The sequence below is a fragment of the Bradyrhizobium sp. USDA 3315 genome, assembly GCF_054056795.1.
In genome coordinates this window covers 2,703,101-2,724,951 of sequence record NZ_JBSRYP010000001.1, presented here as the reverse complement: position 1 = coordinate 2,724,951, position 21,851 = coordinate 2,703,101, and the positions used below count along the sequence as shown (strand labels likewise).

Here is a 21,851-nt window from a genome sequence, read left to right as displayed (position 1 = left end):
CTCTCAGCACAAAAAGAAACACTATCCCCGTCATTGCGAGCGAAGCGAAGCAATCCATCTCTCAGCGCGTGTGGATGCATGGATTGCTTCGTCGCTATCGCTCCTCGCAATGACGAACCATGCGATGGTGTGAGAGATCCTCCCCCCTACAAGAGTCTGCTCTTCACATCATCTGCACCATCCCGCAGCAGCGGTAGGAAGCGGTCGATCAATTCCTGCATCGGCACGCGGTCGACATGCGCGCCCATGTTGATGGCGGCGACGATGGTGCCGTCGTAGCGGTGCACCGGCACCGAGATGGAGCGGAAATGCGGCTCGGCCTCGCGGTCGACCAAGGAATAACCCTGCGCGCGATCGGCGATGATGGTGGCGAGCAGCCTCTTCGGATCGGTGACGGTCTGCGGCGTCACGGGATCGCGGCGCATCGCCTTCAGCCGCGCCGCGAGCTCGGCATCAGTGAGCCGGCCGAGCATCGCGCGGCCGACCGAGGTGCAGAACGCCGGCAGCCGGTAGCCGATGTCGAGACCGGCGGAGAACACGCGGGTCGGGCTCGAGCGCGCGACGAACACAACGTCGTCGCCGTCGAGCAAGGCGAGCGAGGCGATCTCCTGCGCTGCCGTCGCGATGCGGTCGAGCACCGGTTGCAGGACCGTCACCACCTGGTTGGATTGCAGGAACGAGCCGGCGAGCGTCAGCACATGCGGCGTCAGCGTGAACAGCTTGCCGTCGGTCGCGACGAAACCGCCATGCGCGAGCGTGAACAGGATGCGGCGCGCGGTGGCGCGCGGCAGATCGGCGGCGCGCGCCAGATCGCTCAGCGTCGCCGGGCCGGACACGGTGCCGAACACCTGCAGCAGGCGCAGGCCGCGATCGAGCGCCTCGACGAAGTCGGTGGCGCGCTCGTCCTGGTCGGTCCGCTTCAGCTTGGGCATGGCGTTTTAGGTTGGGTCGCGGCTTTGAACGGTTCAAAAATTGCGCTTGCTGTCCAAAACAGACATGGCATAATTCGCACATTCGTTCAATAGGCGAACAAATCCAAATCCGGGAGACGGCGCCATGATGAGCCAGGAAGCGAACGATCTGATCACCCGCACCGGCCGCAAGGACCCGTGTGGCAGCCTGATGCGGAGTTACTGGCAGCCGGCGGCGCTGGTCGACGAGCTGGAAGGACCGCGCCCGGTTCGGCCGGTGCGGCTGCTTGGCGAAAACCTGGTTCTGTTCCGCGGCGAGGACGGAAGCTACGGGCTGATCGATCGCCACTGCGCGCATCGCGGCGCCGATCTCGCATTCGGCCGGCTCGAGCATGGCGGGCTGCGCTGCGCCTTCCACGGCTGGCTGTTCGACACATCAGGCCAGTGCATCGAGACGCCGGCGGAGCCGGCCGGCTCGCAACTCTGCAAGGGCATCAGGCAGCGCTCCTATCCCGTGGTCGAGAAGAGCGGCATCCTGTGGGCCTGGCTCGGCGAAGGCGCCCCGCCCGCCTTTCCGGAGCTCGACTGCTTCGTCGCGCCCGGCAGCCATACGTTCGCGTTCAAGGGCCACATGAACTGCAACTGGCTGCAGGCGCTCGAAGTCGGCATCGATCCGGCGCACGCCTCTTTTCTGCACCGCTTCTTCGAGGACGAGGACACCTCGGCCGCCTACGGCAAGCAATTCCGCGGCGCGTCGGCCGGCAGCGACATGCCGATGACCAAGATCCTGCGCGAATATGACCGGCCGATCATCAATGTCGAGCACACCGAATACGGCCTGCGCCTGATCGCGCTGCGCGAGCTCGACGCGGAGCGCACCCATGTGCGCGTCACCAACCAGCTGTTCCCGCACGGCTTCGTGATCCCGATGTCGACCGAGATGACGATCTCGCAGTGGCACGTGCCGGTCGATGACGAGAATTGCTACTGGTATGCGATCTTCACCAGCTACGCGGCGCCGGTCGACAAGCAGAAGATGCGCGACCAGCGGCTCGAGCTCTATACGCTGCCGGACTACAAGTCGCGCAAGAACCGCAGCAACGACTACGGCTTCGATCCTCACGAGCAGGCGACCGCGACCTATACCGGCATGGGCGCCGACATCAATGTCCACGACCAGTGGGCGGTGGAGTCGATGGGGGCGATTCAGGACCGCACCAACGAGCATCTCGGCCAGAGCGACAAGGCGATCGTGCAGTACCGCCGCCTGCTGCGGCAGGAGATCGAGAAGGTTGAGGGCGGGCAGACACCGATGCTGTTCCTCGACGACGCCTCCGCGCGCAGTATCCAGGGCCCGGCCACGATGGACGGCATCGGCCCGACCCAGGGCTGGGAGCTCTACTGGATGGAAGTCGACGTCAAGCGCCGCCGCGGCGCACCATGGGCAGCTCCCGTGCCGCGCGAGATCGCCGGCAAGGTGCATCATCTGACGGCGGCGGAGTGATGGTTATGGCATCGTCATTCCGGGGCGGTGCGCTAGCACCGAACCCGGAATCTCGGGGTTCCCCGATGCGCAGTGCGCATCTGTGGTCTGGTCCTTCGGACCATCCCGGAACGACGGCAACAAAGGAGTGACGCGGTGAGCTTCGTCGAGCGTCACGGCCTGTGGTCGGATGAGCAGAAGGAGGCCGCACAACGCCTCCGCCGCATCGTCGAGGAGAAGAACCTCGAAGTCATCCGCCTGTCGTTCCCCGACCAGCACGGCATCCTGCGCGGCAAGACGCTGATCGCCAGCGAAGCGGTGCGCTCGCTGGAGGGCGGCTGCTCGATCACCACGACGATGCTCGCCAAGGACACCTCGCACAAGACGGTGTTTCCGGTGTTCACATCAGGCGGCGGCTTCGGCATGAAGGAGATGGAGGGCGCGGCCGACGTGCTGATGGTCGCCGATCCCACCACGTTCCGCGTGCTGCCCTGGGCGCAAAACACCGGCTGGCTGCTCTGCGACCTTCATTTCAGCGACGGCCGGCCGGTGCCGTTCGCGACCCGCAACCTCTATCGCAAGGTGCTCGATCAGCTCGGAAGCCGCGGCTACGATTTCGTCGCCGGCCTCGAGGTCGAATTCCATCTGTTCAAGCTCGACGACGCTCATATGGCGCCGGAGGATGCCGGCCAGCCCGGACGGCCGCCGTCGGTCAGCCTGCTGTCGCACGGCTATCAGTACCTCACCGAGCAGCGCTACGACCTGATGGAGCCGGCGCTCGAGATCATCCGCCGCGACATCATCGCGCTCGACCTGCCGTTGCGCTCGGTCGAGGTCGAGTTCGGCCCGAGCCAGTGCGAATTCACCTTCGCGCCGACCGTCGGGCTCGCGCCGGCCGACACCATGGTGCTGTTTCGTTCGGCGGTGAAACAGATCGCGCGCCGCCACGGCTATCACGCGACCTTCATGTGCCGGCCGAAGCTGCCGAACGTGTTCGCGAGCGGCTGGCACCTGCACCAGTCGCTGGTGTCGCGCGCCAATGGCGAGAACGTCTTCATGGCCAAGGAGACCGGCGAGCCGCTCAGCGCGCTCGGCCGCGCCTGGCTCGCCGGCCTGATCGAGCACGCGCGGGCCTCGACCGTATTCACGACGCCGACCATCAACGGCTACAAGCGCTACCGCTCCTATTCGCTGGCGCCGGACCGCGCGATCTGGGGCCGCGACAACCGCGGCGTTATGATCCGCGTGCTCGGCGGCGCCGGCGATCCCGCAACCCGGCTGGAGAACCGGATCGGCGAACCCGCCGCCAATCCCTATCTCTACATGGCAAGCCAGATCCTCTCCGGCCTCGACGGCGTCGACCGCAAGCTCGACCCCGGCCCGTCGGCCGACACGCCCTACGAGGCCAAGGCCGCGCTGTTGCCGAAGTCGCTGCGCGAGGCCGTGTTCGCGCTCAACGACGATCCGTTCTTCCGCCAGGCGCTCGGGCCGGAGTTCGTGGACTATTACGTCTTCATCAAGAACGCGGAGATCGAACGCTTCCAGGCCGAGGTGTCGGACTGGGAGCACCGCGAATATTTCGAGATGTTTTGACGGAAGCGTCGGCGCAGGCGCTCCGCCGCTCTAGAGCATGATCCGGAAAAGTGTGAAGCGGTTTTCCGAAAGATCATGCTCAAACAAAGAGCTAAAGCGCGATGACGATTCAACCCAATCTCATCGCGCTTTAAACGCTTGCAAGGTGAGCCGCAACGGCCGCTTCGTTCCATTCCAGACCGACACCCGGCGTGTCGGGAATATGCAAAAGACCATCCTTGATTTCATACGGCCGTTCAAGAATCGGATCGGCCCAGTCCTGCCATTCCAACCAGTGAGCGGCCTCCGTCGCGCGCATGACGTGGGCAGCGACTTCCGGATAAAGATGCGTTGAGATGGGGATGCCCGCGGCGCCGGCGATCGCAGCCGCCCGCATCCAGCCCGTCACTCCTCCGATGCGCATGAAATCCGGCATCACCAGGTCGCAGGCCTTTCTCGCGATCGCCTTATGCATCTCCCTCGGACCATAGAAGTTCTCGCCGATCTGGATCGGCGTCTTCAGCTCCGCCGCCAGTTGGGCGTGTCCATCGAGATTGTCATAGACGACAGGCTCTTCGATCCAGTCGAGGCCATAATCATCGATCGCATGGCACCGCTCGATGGCTTCGGCGAGATTTAGCCCCTGGTTGTAGTCCACCATCAAATGCATCCGATCCCCGACTGCTTTTCGAACGGCGTCGAGGGTCGTCAGATCCTCGCGCGGATCGCTTCTACCGAGGCGCAATTTCAGGGCTGAGAACCCTCCTTCGTCGCGCAATTCCAAAGCCTCGGCCGCGACGGCGGCCGGCTCCTTCAGCCAAAGGCCGTTGCTGTTGTAGGATCTCACGGCGCCGACCGTCGCCCCCAACAGCACGCACAGCGGCTTGTTTGCGGCTTTCGCCAACGCGTCCCACGCGGCCATGTCGAGGCCCGACGCCGCGATCATCGACAATCCCTCATAGCCGACAAAGTGAAGCGATTTGCGCGCCGCCTCGAACAACTCGACAGGCGCCACGCTCCGACCTCTGAGCAATTCGCCGAGATCATGCAACGCCGGAACCAGATATCGCAGCGATTTCACGATGTAAGGCTCGAGATAGCTTCGCCCGATAATGCCCTCCTCCGTCACCAGATCGATGAGGACGAGCGGCCACTCCGATATCGTGACAATGCGCGCGACCACGGGCCACTTCAGCTTGAGCACCACCGGACGAGCTTTGATTTCTCTGAGCGTCAACGAATCGGGCATGGCAATGACTTTCGCAGCGCGAGGAAGCTGACTGGCGCGGGCCGAAAAATCCCGGAAGCCATTCCAATTGGTTTTTCAACCGATGTAAATTCACTACTCGGTATAGTTAAGAGGTGACTGCATGGCGCGATCTGCAGAACCGACACGGCGGCGCATCCTTGCTGCCGCATACGTCCTGTTTCGCCAGCGCGGATATAGCCGCGTGAGCATGGACGAAATCGCATCGGCGACGAGGGTGACGAAGCGCACGCTCTACAATCATTTTCAAAGCAAGGATCAGCTGCTCGCCTTCGTGCTCGAAGCTCAGAACGAACTGGCCTTGGCCGCGTTCGCGACGTTCGGCGACAAGCTGTCCGGCTCGCCGGCGGCGATCATCGACGGTCTGTTCCGCGACCTGGCGGTCTGGGCGGACAGGCCGCGATGGGCCGGCTCGGGATTCACCAGGCTGGTCATCGAGCTGGCCGATCTCCCTGGCCATCCCGCACGCGCAATTGCGCGCCGGCACAAGGCCTTGCTCGAAACCCATCTCGGCGCGCTGCTGAAGCGGGCCGGTGTCCGCGACGCTCACCGCCGTGCGCGCGAGATCTGGCTGCTGTCCGAGGGCGCGATCTCCCTGATGCTGGTGCATGGCGATCGCGCCTATGCCGCAGCAGCGGCCGACGCAGCGAAACGACTGCTGCGAAGCTCTTCACGGTAAGCCGCGGCAGCCCGCCTCTCTGATCCGTCATCCTGAGAGCCTGACTGAAAAATGGGTGAGTGATCTCAGTGGGGTGTGATTCCATCGGATTTGCAAAGATTCGAGGGAGAGCACGATGCCCTGGACCAAGATCACTCGGGAGCAATATCGGCGGGACGATCTGCGTTATGCAAGCGATATGACCGATGCGGAGTGGGCGCTGATCAGACGCCTGTTGCCGCGAGCGAACCGGCGCGGCCGGCCGCGTAAGACGGAGCTGCGTCGTGTGATCGAAGCGATCCTCTATATCGTTTCGACCGGCTGCCAGTGGCGGGCGTTGCCGCAGGAGTTCCCGCCCTATTCGACGGTGCAGGGCTATTTTTATAGATGGCGGGATACAGGCCGGTGGCAGAGGATTGTCAGCGTGCTTGTCCGACGGGCGCGAAAAAAGCTTGGACGGACACCGAAGCCGACGGCAGCCGTGATCGACAGTCAAAGTGCGCCGACCACGCAAGCTGGCGGACCGCGCGGCTACGATGCAGGCAAGCGCATCTACGGCCGCAAGCGGCATATCGTGACGGATACCAATGGCCTCCTCCTCGGGGTTCATGTTCATCCGGCCAACGTTCAGGACTGCCATGGCGCCGTACCGCTGCTGAAGAACGTGCGGATGAACTTCCCCCGGCTGCGCCACGTCTTTGCCGACCGGATCTACCGCGGAAATCAACTCCTCGACGCGCTCTCAGACTGCGGTCCATGGACTGTCGAGATCGTCGAGCGGCCTCAAGGCGTCAAAGGCTTCCAGCTTCTGCCGAGGCGGTGGGTGGTTGAACGCACATTCGCTTGGTTCGGCAGATGCCGCCGCCTCGCCAAGGACTTCGAGGCGACGGTGGCAACCGAAGCTGCCTGGCTGCTGATTGCACACATCAGGCTCCTGACCCGCAGACTCGCGGCTGCAGCTAAGGTTGGGTGATTTATGAGTCAGACTCTGAGGAGCGGGTAGCGCGTCTCGAAGGATGCACGGCCACCAGCCGGGCCATCGATCCTTCGAGACGCCTGCTACGCAGGCTCCTCAGGATGACGGCGATACGGCAATGCTTGCTGCTCAAATCCCCAGATACTTGTGCTGCAGATCCGGCTCGGCGATCAGCTCCCCGCTGGTGCCGCTCCACACGGTGCGGCCGCGCTCGATGATGTAATGGCGGTCGGCGATGCGGGCGAGGTTTCCGACGTTCTTGTCGATCACCAGCACCGACTGCCCGCGCTCCTTCAGCATCGACAGGCAGCTCCAGATCTCGTCGCGGATCAGGGGCGCAAGACCCTCGGTCGCCTCGTCGAGGATCAGCAATTTCGGATTGGTCATCAGCGCGCGGCCGATCGCCAGCATCTGCTGCTCGCCGCCGGACAGCGTGACGCCCATATTATTCGTGCGTTCGGCGAGCCGCGGAAACAGCGCGTGGATCCTGTCGATGGTCCACGGATCGGAGGCACTGAAGCGATTGCCTGACGCGGCGACGAGATTTTCGCGCACCGTGAGGTTGGGGAATATCTGGCGGCCTTCCGGCACCAGGCCGATCCCGAGCTTTGCGATCTTGTAGGACGGCAGGCCGCGCACCGCCTCGCCGGCGAAGCGGATGGCGCCTGATCGCGCCGGCGTCAGGCCCATGATCGAGCGGATCGTCGTGGTCTTGCCCATGCCGTTGCGGCCCATCAGCGCGACCATCTCGCCCGACTTGATCTGGAGCGACAGGCCGAACAGCACCTGGCTCAGCCCGTAGCAGGTCTCGATCGCGTCGACCTCAAGCAGGGTTTCAGCGGTTTTGGTTTCAGCCATCCTGGTATCAGCCATGGCGCGTCACCGCATGCTGTTCGCCGAGATAGGCGCGCTTGACCTCGTCGTGCTTGCGGATCGCGTCCGGCACGTCGCAGGCGATGACGCGGCCATAGACCAAGACCGTGATGCGGTCGGCCAGCGCGAACACCGCCTCCATGTCGTGCTCGACCAGCACGATGGTGACTTCCTTGCGCAGCTCCTTCAGCAGCGCAACCATCCGCGTCGATTCGGTGACGCCGAGCCCGGCCATCGGCTCGTCCAGCAGCAACAGTTGCGGCCTAGTGGCGAGCGCGACCGCGAGCTCGAGCTCGCGCTGCTCGCCATGGCTCAACTGCGACACCACGATATCGGCGCGCGTGCCGAGGCCGACGCGCTCGAGCGCCGCGCGCGCGGCCTCGCGCAGATGCCGCTCCTTGCGCGCATTGCCCCAGAAGCGGAACGAGTGGCCGTCATGCGCCTGCGCCGCCAGCGCGACATTGTCGATCGCGGAGAAATCCTTCAGCAGCGAGGTGATCTGGAACGAGCGCGCCAGCCCGAGCCGGCTCCGCTTGTAGGACGGCAGGTTCGTCACGTCGCGGCCGGCGAAGCGGATGGTGCCGGAGTTCGGCATCACCTGCCCGGTGAGCTGGCTGATCAGCGTGGTCTTACCGGCGCCGTTGGGGCCGATGATGGCGTGCAATTCGCCTGGCACCACCTCCATCGAGAGGTTGTCGGTCGCGGTGATGCCGCCGAAGCGGCGGACCAGATTGTCGACGCGGAGCAAGGGATCAGGCAAGGAATCAGCCACGGCGCATCCTCCCGAGCAGGCCCATGATGCCGCCGCGCGCGAACAGCACGATCAGGAGCAGCACCGGGCCCAGAATCAGCCCCGAATATTCGGTGAACTGCGACAGCAGCTCCTCGAGCAGGAGATAGACGATCGCGCCGATGACGGGACCGAACAGCGAGCCCATGCCGCCGAGGATCACCATCACCATGAGATCGCCGGAGCGGGTCCAGTACATCACGGCGGGGCTGACGAAATCGGTGTTGTTGGCAAGCAGCGCGCCGGCCAGGCCGCAGATCGTGCCTGATATCACGAAGCAGACCAGGCGGTAGCGGTTGGCATGGAAGCCGATCGCCTGCATGCGCTGCTCGTTGGAGCGGACGCCCTGCACCACGAGGCCGAAGCGCGAATTGACGATGCGCCAGATCAGATAAAGGCCGCCGAACAGGCAGGCCAGGCAGAGGTAATAGAACTGGTTGCGATCCGACAGGTTGATCAGACCGGCGAAATCGCTGCGCTTGTAGACGGTGAGCCCGTCGTCGCCGCCGTAGCGCGACAGCGCGGAGGCGATGTAGTAGGCCATCTGCGCAAAGGCCAGCGTGATCATGATGAAGTAGACGCCGCGGGTGCGCAGCGAGAGCGCGCCGATCAGCAGCGCAAACAGCGCCGAGACGGCGAGCGCCACCGGCCACTGGATGAAGCCGGAGCCGACCCCCTCGGCGGCGAGGATGCCGACGGCATAGCCGCCGATGCCGAGATAGGCGGCGTGGCCAAAGCTCATCATGCCGCCATAGCCCATGATCAGATTGAGGCTCGCGGCGGCGAGCGCGAAGATCACGATCCGGGTGAACAGCGTGAGGATGAAGATATTGCCCGTGACCGCCGAATAGAGCGGCAGCAGCATCAGGGCGGCACACATCAGCGCCGCGACCGCATTGGAGACGTTGAGCTTTCGCATCATCGTTTGGCCGCCGGGAACAGCCCCTCGGGCCGCAGCACAAGGATGATGGCCATCAGGAGGTAGATCAGCATCGAGGACAGCGCCGGCGCCGCGGTGGACGCCGCCGCCCCGCTCAGCACCTTGCGCAGCAGGTCCGGCAGGAAGGCGCGGCCCATCGTGTCGATGATGCCGACGAAGATCGCGGCCATGAACGCGCCGCGGATCGAGCCGATGCCGCCGATCACGATGATGACGAAGGCCAGGATCAGGATGTTCTCGCCCATGCCGATCTGCACGGTGAGGATCGGTGCCTGCATCAGCCCGGCGAGGCCGGCGAGCGCCGCGCCAAGGCCGAACACCAGCGTGAACAGCAGCTTGATGTTGATGCCGAGCGCCCCGATCATCTCGCGGTTGGAGGCCCCGGCGCGGATCAGCATGCCGATGCGGGTACGCATCACGACGAGATAGAGCATTGCTGCGACCGCCAGCGCGACCACGATGATCATGAGGCGGTAGGCCGGATAGTAAACGCCGGGAATGATCTGCACCGGCACGGTGAGCCAGGCCGGCAGCGGCAGCGCGAGGCCCGCCGGGCCCCAGACCAGCCGGACAGCGTCGTTGAAGAACAGGATCAGACCGAACGTCGCCAGCACCTGGTCGAGATGGTCGCGGCCATAGAGATGCCTAAGCGCGACATATTCCAGCACGATGCCGAGCAGCAGCGTGGCGCCCAGCGCCATCAGCGCGCCGAGCACGAAGCTGCCGGTCCAGGCCACGAAGGTCGCCGCGAAATAGGCGCCCATCATGTAGAGCGAGCCGTGCGCCAGATTGACGAAGTCCATGATGCCGAACACCAGCGTCAGCCCGGCCGCCAGCAGGAACAGCAGGAGACCGAATTGCAGGCCGTTCAGCAGTTGTTCGACGACGAGATACATGGATCCTTCATACCGGGCTGAAACAAAACAGCGGCAGCGCAAGCACGCCGCCGCATTGCACATTGCGGGTTCTCCCTCGCCCCGCTCTTGCGGGGAGAGGGTTGGGGTGAGGGGCTCTTTCCGCAAACCGAATGAAAGAGCCCCTCACCCAATCGCTTCGCGATTGACCTCTCCCCGCAAGAGCGGGGCGAGGTAAAGAGAAGCAAGCCGCGCGCCAAAAAGACGCCCGACAATCACTTCATCGGACACTTGTCGTGGAAGCGGTCCTGGTCGTCCTTGACGATGGTCGCGACCGTCTTCAGCGACAGCTGGCCCTCGGCATCCTTGACCACGTCCTGCAGATAGAAGTTCTGGATCGGAATGTGGTTGTTGCCGTACTTGAACGGTCCGCGCACCGATTTGAAGTTCACCTTCTCCATCTCGGCCTTCATTGCGTCCTTCTTCGTCAGGTCGCCCTTCACCGCGACCACGGCGCTGTCGATGAGGTTGGCAGCGTCGTAGGACTGTGCGCCGTAGAAGGTCGGCCGCAAGCCCGGATACTTCTTGCGGTAGTCGGCGACGAACTTCTTGTTCTCCTCGTTGGGCAGGTCGTTGACCCATTGCTGCGCACCGGGAACGCCGAGCGCATTGTCCTTCTGCAACGGCAGCGACAATTCGTCGATGGTGAACGCAGTGTAGAGCGGGATCTGCTGCTTGATGCCGGCCTGCGCATACTGGTTCAGGAACTGCACCCCGGCCGCGCCCGGATAGAACACGAAGATCGACTCGGCCTTGGAGTTCTTCGCCTTGGTGAGTTCGGCGGAGAAGTCGAGCTGGCTCGGCCACACCGTATATTCCTCGCCGACGACCTGGCCCTTGAACGTGCTCTTGACGCCGGCCAGCATGTCCTTGCCCGCGGCGTAGTTCGGGCCGATCAGGAACACCGACTTGACGCCCTTCTGGTTCATGTAGGTGCCGACCGCCTGTGGGGTCTGGTCATTCTGCCAGGAGGTCGAGAACACGTAAGGCGAGCACAGTTCGCCGGCGAGTTGCGACGGACCGGCATTGGCCGAGATCAGGAAGGTCTTGGAATCGACGGCGGTCTTCAGCGACGCCAGCAGCACGTTCGACCAGATGTAGCCGACGATGAAGTCGACCTTGTCGGACTGCACCAGCTTCTCGGTCTTCTGCTTGCCGACATCCGGCTTCTGCTGGTCGTCCTCGTAGATCACCTCGACTGGCTTGCCGTCAATCTTGCGGCCGAGATGGTCGAGCGCGAGCTCGAAGGAATTGCGCATGTCGTTGCCGATCACAGCGGTCGGACCACTGAAGGTCGAGACGAAGCCGATCTTGATGCTGTCAGCCGCCGTCGCGGGCTGCGCCAGCGCCACAGCCATGGCGCCTGCCAGCCAAAATGCCGTTTTCATATTCACTCCCCTCCTCAACCAAAGATCCCACGAGGCTCGATCACGAGGGCCCGGGGGTCACGCTTTGCGCGCGTCGTTCTGTGACGTATTTTGTGCGCGATATCGCAAGTCTGCAGCAAGCATGAACCGACGGCGCTGACTTAGAACCTTCGGCGCATACCCCAGCACCTTGCATCATAATTCGTCTAAATCGACCATGGCAAGAAATATAATGCCGGTTGCGTGGGCAACGATTGTCGCAGGCACCGGCCTTCCGCAACGACCCACGCCCGCACTGCAGCAGGCTTTAACGATCCGGTAAAGCACCCGGAAACCACAGGCCGGCAAGCGCCTGCGGGCTTCATGGTCCGGAAAGCATCCCTGGCCGACGCTGCCGCCAAAGGGGTGCGTCACATGCTGAATTACATCTTCGGCTTCAATGCCCGGATGGGCCGACTGGCTTTCTTCTTCTGCACCTTCGTGGTGGGCCTCGGCTTCATGATGCTGGTCTACGGCGTCACCGGCAACGCACCGGCGAGCGGCAGTATGGACGTGCTGCTGGCGCAGGCATCGAGCAACTCCGTGCTGGTCATTGCCTTCTACGGCATGCTCGTCATCTGCTTCATGCTGCAATCGATGCGGGTGCGCGACATGGGCTGGGATCCGGTCTGCGTGATGGCGGCATGGATCGCCCTCCTTGTGCTCGACAGGGCGATTGCCGGACGATTTCCCGAATATGCGCTGACCTATCAGCACACCGAAACGGTGGTCGGCGCCGCCGTCAATGGCGCAATGAACATCGTCCTGCTGGTCTGGCGGAGCGGCGGCTATTACGAAGAAGCCCCGCCATCGCCGCGCGAGACCGGCGGCGATGGCCCGTTCGAAAGACGCAGTACGCCGGCCGCAGGCGGCAGCCGCGTCGCGCGGATCGCCAACGGCGAGTTCGGCGGAAAGACGCGGTAGCAGCTGTCGTCCCTGCGAAAGCAGGGACCCATAACCACCGTCCTGCGTTGTCGAAGCGAGCTGTGGCCCCAGCATCGCACACCAATTGCCATTCGTGGTTATGGGTCCCGGATCGCGCGGAGCCTGTCATCGGGCGGCGCTTCGCGCCCACCCGTTGGCTTGTCCGGGACGGCGCGGAGTTTGTGGCGCGATCACTGAGCCAAAGGCTGGGGCGAAAGCCGATCACCCCTTGTCCACCGCCCATTCGGCGCCGTCGATCGCATAGGACGCGTGGCGGAAATCCCTGATCGTCGCGACCTTGTCGGCCGACCAGTCGAGCAGCATGAACGATCGCGGCGGCGCGCCCTGTGCGTTCGGATCGAACACCAAGATCGCGGGGAGTCCCTCGACCTGTCCGGTCACCAGGTGCCAGTCGTCGATCTTCGAATAATTGCCGAAGTAGCGCGACACCTCGGCCTTGCCGTTCAGCCGCGTGCGGTTGACGAGCTCGAGCCTGATGTCATCGGCGATCATGGCGCGGATGGCGTCGAAGTCGCGGGCGTTGAAATGGCTGACATAGGCGTTGAGCCTGACGCGATCGGCCGGCGACAGGCCGGGCCGCGGCGCGTCGTCCGGCTCGGCGGCAAACTCGCGCAGCTGCGTGCGTCCACGGTGCAGCGCGGCTTTCACCGCGGGCAGGCTGAAATCCATGATGCCGCAGATCTCCTGCAGGGAGCAGCCGAGCACATCCATCAGGATCACGCTGGAACGCTGCGCCACCGGCAGGCGCATGAAGGTGCGCAGGCTGGTCGCGGCGATCTCGCGGCGGCCGACGTCATCAAGCTCTCCGGCCATCATGTCCACCTCCTCCGGCGCGTGGAGCGCTTCCTGGCGGTTGCGCCGCCTGAGGAAATCGAGCGCGGTGTTGTGCGCGATCCGGAACAGCCAGGCTTGCGGATTCTGGATCGGCGCGGCGGACCCGAAGGCTTCCACCGCCTTGATCAGCGCGTCCTGCAGCACATCCTCGCCGTCGATGACAGATCCGACCATTCGGGCGCAGTAGCGATGCAGCCTTGGCCGCATCGCCGCCAACAGCGCGTCGACGTCGGTCGCGGCCGGCGCTTGGTGTGGTGACGTCATGATGGCTCCGCCAGATCGGTGCACTGCCCGCCGGTTCACGGCTCATCCAGCATACGATAATTCCCGACAATCACCGCACTGCGAACCAGCGGCGGCTCGGCGCAACGATCGCGGATGCCGTCCTGGAACGCCTGGAACGCGGCCAGTTTCGGGATCGGGCTCGAACCGTCCTCGGCCGTGGTCTCGACCATGTGGATGAAGGTATCGTCCTCCAGCCGCAGGGTCAGATAGCGCACGCCGTCGGGCCTCGCCGCCTTCAGCTCAGCGAACACGGCCGACACCAGCGCGGCATTCTTCTCCGCCATCTCCGGCTTCGCCTTGTACCTGATCAGGGTCCGTCTCATCGCAGCCTCCTTGGCCTGGTTCTGCGGCCTGAACCGGCCGCCTCAGACCCAAGGACGTTTGCGAACCGCCAAAGGATGCGGTCCGGCAAAAATAAACTTCGGCCGCATCCTTTGCCTGTTCCGGTTCGTCCTTGCCGGCGAAGCGCGCCGCAATCTCGCGGCGCGGCAACGGAGAACGACCATGCAGACCCCTCGAGAGCGCGCCGAACAGCGCTGGGTGCTCGGCCTCACCGCGCTGGCATCCTTCATGATGGCGCTCGACGCCATGATCATGACCACGGCCTTCGCCACCATCCGCGCCGATTTCGGAAGCGCCGTGGAGACGCTGCAGTGGACCGTCAACGCCTTCAACCTGACCTTCGCGGTGCTGCTTCTGACCGGCGCGGCGCTCGGCGACCGGTTCGGGCGGCGCAGGATGTTCGCGGCCGGGATCGGCCTGTTCGTCGTGGCGTCGGCGGCCTGCGCGCTGGCCGGCAACGCCGCGGCCCTGATCGCCGCGCGCGCCCTGCAGGGCGCGGGCGCGGCGCTGGTGATGCCGCTGGCGATGGCGATCCTGAGCGGCGCGTTCGGCCGGGAGGAGCGCGCCCGCGCGCTCGGCATTTTCAGCGGCATCACCGGATGCGCGTTGATCATCGGTCCCGCGGTCGGCGGCTTCATCACCGAACATCTCGGCTGGCGCTGGATTTTCTGGATCAACTTGCCGGTCGGCCTGGTCGCGATCGCCCTCGTGATCGCCCGCCTGCGCGAAAGCTTCGGGCCGCCAGCACCGCTCGACATTGCCGGCCTCACGCTGGTCGCGCTCGCGGCGCTGGCGCTGGTCTGGGGCCTGCTGCGCGGCAACGGCGTCGGCTGGGCCAGCGCGGAAGTGACGGGCGCGCTGATCGCCGGCGTCGCGCTGGCCGTGACGTTCGTGCTGTGGGAGCTGCGCGCCATCAGCCCGATGGTGCCGATGCGGTTGTTCGCGGCGAGGCCGTTTGCATCGGGCATGGCCGCAAGCGTGCTGTTCTACGCCGCGATGTATGGCGTGCTGTTCCTGCTGCCGCAGTTCCTGCAGATCGCGCTCGGCTTCGACGCCTTCGGCGCCGGGCTGCGTTTGCTTCCGTGGACGGCGACGCTGTTCGTCACCGCGCCGATCGCCGGCGCCGCGGTCAACCGGTTCGGCGAGCGCACACTGGTCGTCACCGGCCTGCTGATGCAGGCGATCGGGCTCGGATGGATCAGCGAGATCGTGAGCCCCGCAGTGCCCTATTCGGCGCTGGTCGCGCCGCTGGTGCTTGCCGGCGTCGGCGTGTCGATGGCAATGCCGGCCGCGCAGAACGCGGTGCTGGGTGCGGTCGCCGTCAGCGAGATGGGCAAGGCGTCGGGCGTCTTCAACATGGGCCGCTTCCTCGGCGGCATGTTCGGTATCGCGGCGCTGGTAGCGAGCTTCTCCGCCAATGGCGCAGCCGATTCATCCGGTCATTTCACAAGTGGATTCGCGTCGGCGATGAGCCTTGCCGCAACGCTGTCATTCGCCGGCGCGGTCGCGGGACTGTTCCTGCCGATGCGGCGGCGGGCCGTGGCCGCGGCCGCGCCGCAGGATGCGTGAAGCTTGCGGCGATTGGGTTTTGCTATCGGGCGATCGGGCATTTCGTGTTGGAATGGGGCTGCGAATGAATACATAATCAAACGACGAAGCCGTTCGAAACCGGGAGCGACATCAGATGACGCAAGCGCCGGCCAAACCTCATCGCGTGGTGATCGTCGGCGCCGGCTTCGGCGGCCTGGAAGCCGCTTTCGGTCTCAGAGGGGCGCCGGTCGAGATCACGCTGATCGACCGTCGCAACCACCATCTGTTCCAGCCGCTGCTCTATCAGGTCGCGACTGCTTCGCTTGCCACCAGCGAGATCGCCTGGCCGATCCGATATCTCTTGCGCGACCGGCCCGAGGTGACGACGCTGTTCGCCAATGTCTGCGGCGTCGATGCCGCGGCGAAGCAGGTGCAACTCGACGACGGCGGCGGCATTCCCTACGACACGCTGGTCCTCGCCACCGGCGCCCGCCACGCCTATTTCGGCCACGACGAATGGGAGCCGTTCGCGCCGGGCCTCAAGACGCTGGAGGACGCCACGACGCTGCGGCGGCGCATCCTGGTCGCCTTCGAGCGCGCCGAGCGCGAGACCGATCCGGACAAGCGCGCGGCGCTGCTGACCTTCGTCATCATCGGCGCCGGCCCGACCGGCGTCGAGATGGCCGGCACCATCGCCGACCTCGCCAAGGACACGCTGCCGCAAGACTTCCGTCACATCGACACGCGCAAGGCGCGCGTGGTGCTGATCGAGGCCGGCCCGCGCGTGCTGGCCGGCTTCCCCGACGATCTCTCGGCCTATGCGCAAGCGTCGCTGGAAAGGCTCGGCGTCGAGGTGATGCTGGGCGAGCCGGTCACCGAATGCTCGGCCGACGGCGTCGTGTTCGGCGGCAAGAGGCTGGAGGCGCGCACCATCGTCTGGGCCGCCGGCGTGCGCGCCTCGCGCGCCGCCGAATGGCTGAACGCGCCGGCCGATCGCGCCCATCGGCTGCAGGTCGAGCCGGATCTGACCGTGCCGGGCCATCCCGATGTCTTCGCCGTCGGCGACACCGTCACGATCAAGGACCCCGACGGCAATCCGGTGCCCGGCATCGCGCCGGCCGCCAAGCAGGAGGGGCGCTATGTCGCCGCACTGATCAAGGCCCGGCTCGACGGCAAGACACTGCCGCCGTTCCGCTACAAGCATGCCGGCAGCCTCGCCCAGATCGGCAAGAAGAAGGCGGTGATCGATTTCGGCTGGCTCAAGCTGCGCGGCTCTCTGGCATGGTGGATTTGGGGCCTCGCCCACATCTACTTCCTGATCGGCGTGCGGCATCGGATTGCGGTGGCGATGAACTGGCTCTGGATCCACACCCGCGACCAGCGCGCCGCACGGCTGATCACGCAAGGCAGCAGCAAGGTCGCGCAGTAGGTACTCGGCACTACGCTAACCTGTTATCCGTCATCCCCGCGCAAAGGCTCCGCCTTTGTCGCTGGAGGAGCGCGGCACGCGCGTCTCGAAGGATCGACGGCCCCGCTAGTGGCCGTACATCCTTCGAGGCTCGCCCAGCGCCGCAATTGCGCCGCAAGGCTCGCACCTCAGGATGACGGATAACAAGCTGTCTTAGCCTCTCAGCGCTGTACGCATTCTCACCCCATCACCTGATGCGGCGAGCGGCCGAAGGCGGCCTTGAAGGCTCGGCTGAAATGCGAGACGTCGCTGAAGCCGAAGCTCAGCGCGACATCGGTGACATGGCTGAAGCGCCGTTCGGCCAGCGCCTGATAGGCGCCGGCAAGGCGCTGCTGCCACAGCCAGCGGATCGGCGTCGTGCCTTCGCGCGCGAACAGGCGATTGAGCGTGCGCGGCGCCATGTTCTGCGCGGTGGCGATCGCATCGAGATCGAGCCCGGGATCGTCGAGATTGGCCAGCATGTAGGCCTTGACCCGCGCCAGCCTTTCGTCGCCGCGCTGGAGCCCGTCGTCCGTCAGCTCGGTCTGCAGCGTCGTTGCGAAAATATCGAGCGCCGCCGCGCCAAGCCGTATCGCCGCAGGTCCGGCCGCGTCATCGAGCCGCGTCAGCCGGCGGATCAGCGATCCCGCCAGCGCTCCCACTTTCGACGCGTTGCCGACCCGCCGCGCCGTCAGGCGCTGCGCATCCGGCAGGCGTGCGAGCAGCAGCGGCCGCGGGATCGACACCATGATCGCGCGCGCGCTCGGGGCGAATTCGAGCGTGAACGGCTGCGCCTGGTCATGCAGCATCAGATCGCCCCGGCGCATGCGCACGTCGCGGCCGCCCTGGGCGAAGCTGACCTCGCCGCGCAGCGTGAGCCACAGCATGAAATAGTCGCGCGGATCCCTGCGGACGTCGCTCGCGCTGCGCATCACCCGGATGCGGTCGGCGGCCGGCGTCGACGACCAGATGTCGTTGATGGCAAGCGGGCCGAGATGGCGAATCGAGATCGACGCCTGGAACGCCTCGTCGGCGACGCGGCGGCATTCGGTCAGCGAGAATTCGCGGCAGGTGACGTGATGCCAGCGGTCGAAACTGTCACCCGGCGCGACAAGCGTTTGCGCGACGATTGTGTGATCTGGGGTCTGCATCGGACCTTGCTCCCGCCCAACCCGGCAGCGGGACATTCTGCGTCCAGCCCTCCCTTCTGGCAAGCAGAGACCAGCGACTGGCCGGCGTAGCCAAGAACGATCGCGGGAACCGGCGTAGAAATTGTCTCTCACCAGGAGGAGACACCACATGGGCTACCAATGCGAAATCATCGATCCGGCGCGAACCGTCATGATCGTCGTCGACATGCAGAACGATTTCGTGGCCGAGGGCGCCAAGCTGCGTTCGGCGCAGGCCGCCGCCATGGTGCCGCGGCTGGCGCAGACCCTGAAGGCCTGCCGGGACAAGGGCATCCGCGTCATCTACACCGCGCATGTGCATCGCCGCGACGGCAGCGACATGGGACTCTATGACGATCTCTATTCGCCGATCGCCGACCGGTCGTCGCTGGTCGACGGCACCGAGGGCGTCGAGATCTTCAACGACCTCGCCCCCGCCCCCGGCGAGCACGTCATCAAGAAGCACCGCTACAGCGCGTTCTTCGCCACCGATCTCGATCTCATCCTGCGTGAATGGGGCATCACCACGGTGATCATTTCGGGGACCACGACCGAGAACTGCTGCCACGCCACCGCGCGCGACGCCATGTTCCACAATTGCAAGGTGGTCTTCCTGTCGGACGCGACCGGCACGTTCGACTATCCCGATGTCGGCCAGGGCGCGCTGTCCGCCGACGAAGTACACCGCGCCACGCTGACGATCCTCGCATTCTCAACGGCACATGTGATGACGGCGGCCGAGATGCTGGCGCGGGTGAAGGTGGCGGGTTCGAAGGCGGCGTAGGTTCTCCTCCCTCTCCCCGTTCTTACGGGGTCGAGACGAGCGAAGCTCGCTCTTAGAGGGTCGTGGTGAGGGGCTGCGTCCACGAGCGCAATTCGCGGAGGGTCCCCCTCACCCGCCGCGCTCCGGCGCGCAAGTGCGCTGCCGAGCGCGTCGGCCTCTCCCCGCAAGCGGGGCGAGGCTAACTGAGACCGCGGCAGCAACCTCACTTCACCAGTGAGCAGCCGCCATCGGCCAGCGGGCGGAACGCCTGGTCGGCCGGGATGGTCGCGATCAACTTGTAGTAGTCGTAGGGGTACTTCGACTCCTCGGGCTTCTTCACCTCGAACAGATACATCGGGTGGATGACGCGGCCGTCCTGGCGGATCGTGGTGTCGCCGAACAGTTTGTCCTTGCCCTTGAAGGTCTTCATCTGCGGCACCACCGCCTTGGCGTCGTCGCTGCCGGTGGCGGCAACCGCGTTGAGGTAGGCGAGCGTCGAGGCATAGACGCCGGCCTGGTTGCCGCTCGGCATCTTGCCGTTCATACCGGGACGGGCGGCGAAGCGCTTTGCGAACGCGCGGGTGTCGTCGTTCATGTCCCAGTAGAAGGCTTCCAGCAGCTGCAGGCCCTGCGCGACCTTCAGGCCCATGCCGTGGATGTCGTTCACGAACAGCAGGAACGCCACCATGGTCTGGCCGCCCTGCTGGATGCCGAACTCGGCCGCCTGCTTCACCGCATTGATGGTGTCGCCGCCGGCATTGGCGAGCCCGATCACTTTTGCTTTCGAGCTCTGCGCCTGCAGCAGGAACGACGCGAAGTCCGACGTGCCGAGCGGATGCTTGCTCGAGCCCAAAACCTTGCCGCCGTGCTTCTCGATGTAGTTCGTCGCCTCGGCCTCAATGCCTTTGCCGAGCGCATAATCGACGGTCACGAAATACCAGTCCTTGCCGCCGCGCTGCATCATCGCGGCCGCGGTGGTGTTGCCGGTTGCCCAGGCGTCGTTGACCCATTGAATGGTGTTCGGCGAGCAGGCCTTGCCGGTGAGATCGGAGCTTGCGGTCGACGACGCCAGGAACGTCATCCGGCTATCGCGCAGGATGGTGTTGATGGCGAGCCCGACCGCCGAGTTCGGCACGTCGACGATGGCATCGACGCCTTCGACATCGAGCCATTTGCGCGCGATCGCAGAGCCCACATCGGCCTTGTTCTGGTGATCGGCATAGACGATCTCGACCTTGATGCCCTTGCCGCCGCCGCCAAAATCTTCCGCGGCCATGCGCGCGGCTTCCACCGAACCCATGCCGTTGGTGTCCTGGAAGATGCCCGAAATGTCGTTGAGCACGCCGACGCGGACCACGTCGCCGGAAATCTCCGCCCGTGCGCTGCCCGCGGCACAGGCCAATGCCAGCGCAAGTCCAATCCTAAATCGCCCAACCCCGAAGCCCCTCATAGTCTCCTCCCTTGCCTCGCTCCTCAGCCAGCTCCGATGTCTCGTCAGGCCGGCGTGATCTCGACCGGCAGGCTGCTGAGCCCGCGCAGCGTGTTGTTGAAAAGGCACTTCGGCTCGCCGGTGATGTCGATCCTGGCGACACGACGCGCCAGCGCCGCCATCATCACCTCGCCTTCGAGACGGGCGACGAGCTGGCCGACACACATATGGATGCCCGAACCGTAGCCGACGTGGCCCGACGTACGACGGGTGATGTCGTAGCTGTCGGGCTGCTCCCAGCGGCGCGGATCACGATTGGCCGCAGCCAGGAACATCAGCACCTTCTCGCCTTCAGGAATGCTGGCCCCACCGAGCCCGACGTCGCGCGTCGTGGTGCGGAAGAAAGTCTGGACCGGACTTTCGAACCGCACGGCTTCCTCGAAGGCGTTGCGCGCCAGCGTCGGATCGGCGCGTAGTTTCTGGAATTGGTCGGGGAAGCGGGCGAGGCAGTAGACGGCGGCGCCGATGCCGTTGACGGTGGTGTCGAGACCGGCCGACAGCAACGAGCGCACCAGCAGCGGCGCTTCGGTCGCGGTAATGGCGCCGGTATCGACATGGGCGTGAATGCAGGCGCCGATGCCGCCCGGGGTGAGATTGTCGCGCTGGCATTGCTCGGCAACATAGGCCTGATGCGGCGCCGAGCGCTCGATCGCCTCCTTGCGGAGCTCGTTCGGCGGGCCGAAGGCATTGAACACCAGACTGGCGTAGGGCAGCAGATGCTCGCGGCCCTCCGGCCTCAGGCCGAGCGCATCCGGGAAGATCGACAACGGATAGGCTTCCGCAAGGTCCGTGATCGCGTCGAACCTGCGCTTCTCCAGCAGCGCGTCGAGACGGGCCTCCGCGGCGGCGGCAAATTGCCCGCGAAGCTGCTTCATCACGGTCGCCGACAACACCGTGCTCAGCACGGCGCGGGTCCGGGTATGGGCGGGCGGGTCGGCCTCCAGGATCAGGCTCGCCGGCCGCCACGGCTTCTCCTTGGAAAAGTCGCTGAGGCCGACGCCGCGGCTGGAGCAGAAGGTCGCGGGGTCGTTCAGCACCGCATGGACCTCGGCGTAGCGCGCCACGCCATAGACATTCCACTTGTCGAGATAGACCACCGGCCCGGCCTCGCGCAGCCGCTCATGGGTCGGGAATGGATCGGCGAAGAACTCGAGCGCGAACGGATCGACGTCGAGATGCGGGACGGACGCAGCTTCTGTTGCAGTCATCGGGACCTCCCGAGGTTTGATCTTGTCAACACGGGCCGCATATCTATTG

20 protein-coding genes are annotated in these 21,851 nt (G+C 65.1%); 8 read left to right on the top strand and 12 right to left on the bottom strand.

The window, feature by feature from the left end:
* Positions 1–146: 146 nt before the first annotated feature.
* Positions 147–932: an IclR family transcriptional regulator domain-containing protein gene (locus ACVIYL_RS12450; protein WP_456778683.1), complete on the bottom strand. Its 786-nt coding sequence runs from the start codon at positions 930–932 to the stop codon at positions 147–149.
* Positions 933–1,056: 124 nt separating this feature from the next.
* Between ACVIYL_RS12450 and ACVIYL_RS12445 the strand changes: the two genes are divergently transcribed.
* Both ACVIYL_RS12445 and ACVIYL_RS12440 read left to right on the top strand, forming a co-directional pair.
* Positions 1,057–2,415 carry an aromatic ring-hydroxylating dioxygenase subunit alpha gene (locus tag ACVIYL_RS12445; RefSeq protein WP_456778682.1) on the top strand — a complete coding sequence of 453 codons (1,359 nt, stop codon included), beginning with the start codon at positions 1,057–1,059 and terminating at the stop codon, positions 2,413–2,415.
* Between the two features lie 135 nt (positions 2,416–2,550).
* Positions 2,551–3,987, top strand: coding sequence for a glutamine synthetase family protein (locus ACVIYL_RS12440; RefSeq protein ID WP_092078531.1), 1,437 nt, complete (start codon positions 2,551–2,553; stop codon positions 3,985–3,987).
* Positions 3,988–4,117: 130 nt separating this feature from the next.
* Here the strand turns inward: ACVIYL_RS12440 and ACVIYL_RS12435 are convergent, their stop codons facing one another.
* Positions 4,118–5,215, bottom strand: coding sequence for an enolase C-terminal domain-like protein (locus ACVIYL_RS12435; RefSeq protein ID WP_456778681.1), 1,098 nt, complete (start codon positions 5,213–5,215; stop codon positions 4,118–4,120).
* Positions 5,216–5,336: 121 nt separating this feature from the next.
* Here ACVIYL_RS12435 and ACVIYL_RS12430 point away from each other — a divergent pair, with 121 nt between their 5' ends.
* Together ACVIYL_RS12430 and ACVIYL_RS12425 are read left to right on the top strand one after the other, a co-directional pair.
* Positions 5,337–5,912, top strand: a complete 576-nt coding sequence (locus ACVIYL_RS12430; RefSeq protein WP_456778680.1) for a TetR/AcrR family transcriptional regulator — start codon at positions 5,337–5,339, stop codon at positions 5,910–5,912.
* A 115-nt stretch (positions 5,913–6,027) separates the two neighbouring features.
* Positions 6,028–6,864: an IS5 family transposase gene (locus tag ACVIYL_RS12425; RefSeq protein ID WP_225164260.1), complete on the top strand. Its 837-nt coding sequence runs from the start codon at positions 6,028–6,030 to the stop codon at positions 6,862–6,864.
* A 132-nt stretch (positions 6,865–6,996) separates the two neighbouring features.
* Here ACVIYL_RS12425 and ACVIYL_RS12420 read toward each other — a convergent pair whose 3' ends face one another.
* From ACVIYL_RS12420 to ACVIYL_RS12400, 5 genes are all read right to left on the bottom strand, one after another.
* Positions 6,997–7,725, bottom strand: a complete 729-nt coding sequence (locus ACVIYL_RS12420) for an ABC transporter ATP-binding protein (RefSeq protein ID WP_225649425.1) — start codon at positions 7,723–7,725, stop codon at positions 6,997–6,999.
* 7 nt (positions 7,726–7,732) lie between these two features.
* Positions 7,733–8,500: an ABC transporter ATP-binding protein gene (locus tag ACVIYL_RS12415; RefSeq protein WP_456781814.1), complete on the bottom strand. Its 768-nt coding sequence runs from the start codon at positions 8,498–8,500 to the stop codon at positions 7,733–7,735.
* Between the two features lie 4 nt (positions 8,501–8,504).
* The gene (locus ACVIYL_RS12410) at positions 8,505–9,452 is read right to left on the bottom strand and encodes a branched-chain amino acid ABC transporter permease (protein WP_375162573.1); all 948 of its coding nucleotides are present in this window, start codon (positions 9,450–9,452) and stop codon (positions 8,505–8,507) included.
* Positions 9,449–10,366: a branched-chain amino acid ABC transporter permease gene (locus ACVIYL_RS12405; protein WP_456778679.1), complete on the bottom strand. Its 918-nt coding sequence runs from the start codon at positions 10,364–10,366 to the stop codon at positions 9,449–9,451. The genes ACVIYL_RS12410 and ACVIYL_RS12405 overlap by 4 nt, the downstream gene beginning before the upstream one ends.
* Before the next feature lie 233 nt (positions 10,367–10,599).
* A complete protein-coding gene (locus ACVIYL_RS12400) occupies positions 10,600–11,772 on the bottom strand; it encodes an ABC transporter substrate-binding protein (RefSeq protein ID WP_456778678.1) in 1,173 nt (390 codons plus the stop codon).
* A 393-nt stretch (positions 11,773–12,165) separates the two neighbouring features.
* Between ACVIYL_RS12400 and ACVIYL_RS12395 the strand changes: the two genes are divergently transcribed.
* Positions 12,166–12,714 carry a DUF805 domain-containing protein gene (locus tag ACVIYL_RS12395; protein ID WP_456778677.1) on the top strand — a complete coding sequence of 183 codons (549 nt, stop codon included), beginning with the start codon at positions 12,166–12,168 and terminating at the stop codon, positions 12,712–12,714.
* 222 nt (positions 12,715–12,936) lie between these two features.
* Here ACVIYL_RS12395 and ACVIYL_RS12390 read toward each other — a convergent pair whose 3' ends face one another.
* Positions 12,937–13,833: a sigma-70 family RNA polymerase sigma factor gene (locus tag ACVIYL_RS12390; RefSeq protein ID WP_456778676.1), complete on the bottom strand. Its 897-nt coding sequence runs from the start codon at positions 13,831–13,833 to the stop codon at positions 12,937–12,939.
* A gap of 35 nt (positions 13,834–13,868) precedes the next feature.
* Positions 13,869–14,177: a hypothetical protein gene (locus ACVIYL_RS12385; protein WP_057019474.1), complete on the bottom strand. Its 309-nt coding sequence runs from the start codon at positions 14,175–14,177 to the stop codon at positions 13,869–13,871.
* A gap of 181 nt (positions 14,178–14,358) precedes the next feature.
* Between ACVIYL_RS12385 and ACVIYL_RS12380 the strand changes: the two genes are divergently transcribed.
* Both ACVIYL_RS12380 and ACVIYL_RS12375 read left to right on the top strand, forming a co-directional pair.
* Complete coding sequence (locus ACVIYL_RS12380) at positions 14,359–15,765, top strand: MFS transporter (protein WP_456778675.1); 1,407 nt, start codon at positions 14,359–14,361, stop codon at positions 15,763–15,765.
* Positions 15,766–15,880: 115 nt separating this feature from the next.
* Positions 15,881–17,155, top strand: coding sequence for an NAD(P)/FAD-dependent oxidoreductase (locus ACVIYL_RS12375; protein WP_456778674.1), 1,275 nt, complete (start codon positions 15,881–15,883; stop codon positions 17,153–17,155).
* Positions 17,156–17,373: 218 nt separating this feature from the next.
* Here ACVIYL_RS12375 and ACVIYL_RS12370 read toward each other — a convergent pair whose 3' ends face one another.
* On the bottom strand, positions 17,374–18,324 hold the full coding sequence (locus tag ACVIYL_RS12370) for an AraC-like ligand-binding domain-containing protein (protein ID WP_456778673.1): 951 nt from the start codon (positions 18,322–18,324) through the stop codon (positions 17,374–17,376).
* Positions 18,325–18,472: 148 nt separating this feature from the next.
* Here ACVIYL_RS12370 and ACVIYL_RS12365 point away from each other — a divergent pair, with 148 nt between their 5' ends.
* Positions 18,473–19,126, top strand: coding sequence for an isochorismatase family protein (locus tag ACVIYL_RS12365; protein ID WP_456778672.1), 654 nt, complete (start codon positions 18,473–18,475; stop codon positions 19,124–19,126).
* Between the two features lie 202 nt (positions 19,127–19,328).
* On the opposite strand, the gene ACVIYL_RS12360 is transcribed toward ACVIYL_RS12365, so the two are convergent.
* Positions 19,329–20,555 (bottom strand): ABC transporter substrate-binding protein, encoded by a 1,227-nt coding sequence (locus tag ACVIYL_RS12360; protein ID WP_141339778.1) that lies wholly within the window; start codon positions 20,553–20,555, stop codon positions 19,329–19,331.
* Positions 20,556–20,599: 44 nt separating this feature from the next.
* The gene (locus ACVIYL_RS12355) at positions 20,600–21,802 is read right to left on the bottom strand and encodes a cytochrome P450 (protein ID WP_456778671.1); all 1,203 of its coding nucleotides are present in this window, start codon (positions 21,800–21,802) and stop codon (positions 20,600–20,602) included.
* Positions 21,803–21,851: the final 49 nt, after the last annotated feature.

Coding starts and splice junctions, on each gene's coding strand:
- ACVIYL_RS12450 (WP_456778683.1), bottom strand. CDS start 932: ATGCCCAAGCTGAAGCGGACCGACCAGGACGAGCGCGCCACCGACTTC.
- ACVIYL_RS12445 (WP_456778682.1), top strand. CDS start 1,057: ATGATGAGCCAGGAAGCGAACGATCTGATCACCCGCACCGGCCGCAAG.
- ACVIYL_RS12435 (WP_456778681.1), bottom strand. CDS start 5,215: ATGCCCGATTCGTTGACGCTCAGAGAAATCAAAGCTCGTCCGGTGGTG.
- ACVIYL_RS12430 (WP_456778680.1), top strand. CDS start 5,337: ATGGCGCGATCTGCAGAACCGACACGGCGGCGCATCCTTGCTGCCGCA.
- ACVIYL_RS12425 (WP_225164260.1), top strand. CDS start 6,028: ATGCCCTGGACCAAGATCACTCGGGAGCAATATCGGCGGGACGATCTG.
- ACVIYL_RS12420 (WP_225649425.1), bottom strand. CDS start 7,725: ATGGCTGAAACCAAAACCGCTGAAACCCTGCTTGAGGTCGACGCGATC.
- ACVIYL_RS12410 (WP_375162573.1), bottom strand. CDS start 9,452: ATGATGCGAAAGCTCAACGTCTCCAATGCGGTCGCGGCGCTGATGTGT.
- ACVIYL_RS12405 (WP_456778679.1), bottom strand. CDS start 10,366: ATGTATCTCGTCGTCGAACAACTGCTGAACGGCCTGCAATTCGGTCTC.
- ACVIYL_RS12400 (WP_456778678.1), bottom strand. CDS start 11,772: ATGAAAACGGCATTTTGGCTGGCAGGCGCCATGGCTGTGGCGCTGGCG.
- ACVIYL_RS12395 (WP_456778677.1), top strand. CDS start 12,166: ATGCTGAATTACATCTTCGGCTTCAATGCCCGGATGGGCCGACTGGCT.
- ACVIYL_RS12390 (WP_456778676.1), bottom strand. CDS start 13,833: ATGACGTCACCACACCAAGCGCCGGCCGCGACCGACGTCGACGCGCTG.
- ACVIYL_RS12385 (WP_057019474.1), bottom strand. CDS start 14,177: ATGAGACGGACCCTGATCAGGTACAAGGCGAAGCCGGAGATGGCGGAG.
- ACVIYL_RS12380 (WP_456778675.1), top strand. CDS start 14,359: ATGCAGACCCCTCGAGAGCGCGCCGAACAGCGCTGGGTGCTCGGCCTC.
- ACVIYL_RS12375 (WP_456778674.1), top strand. CDS start 15,881: ATGACGCAAGCGCCGGCCAAACCTCATCGCGTGGTGATCGTCGGCGCC.
- ACVIYL_RS12370 (WP_456778673.1), bottom strand. CDS start 18,324: ATGCAGACCCCAGATCACACAATCGTCGCGCAAACGCTTGTCGCGCCG.
- ACVIYL_RS12365 (WP_456778672.1), top strand. CDS start 18,473: ATGGGCTACCAATGCGAAATCATCGATCCGGCGCGAACCGTCATGATC.
- ACVIYL_RS12360 (WP_141339778.1), bottom strand. CDS start 20,555: ATGAGGGGCTTCGGGGTTGGGCGATTTAGGATTGGACTTGCGCTGGCA.
- ACVIYL_RS12355 (WP_456778671.1), bottom strand. CDS start 21,802: ATGACTGCAACAGAAGCTGCGTCCGTCCCGCATCTCGACGTCGATCCG.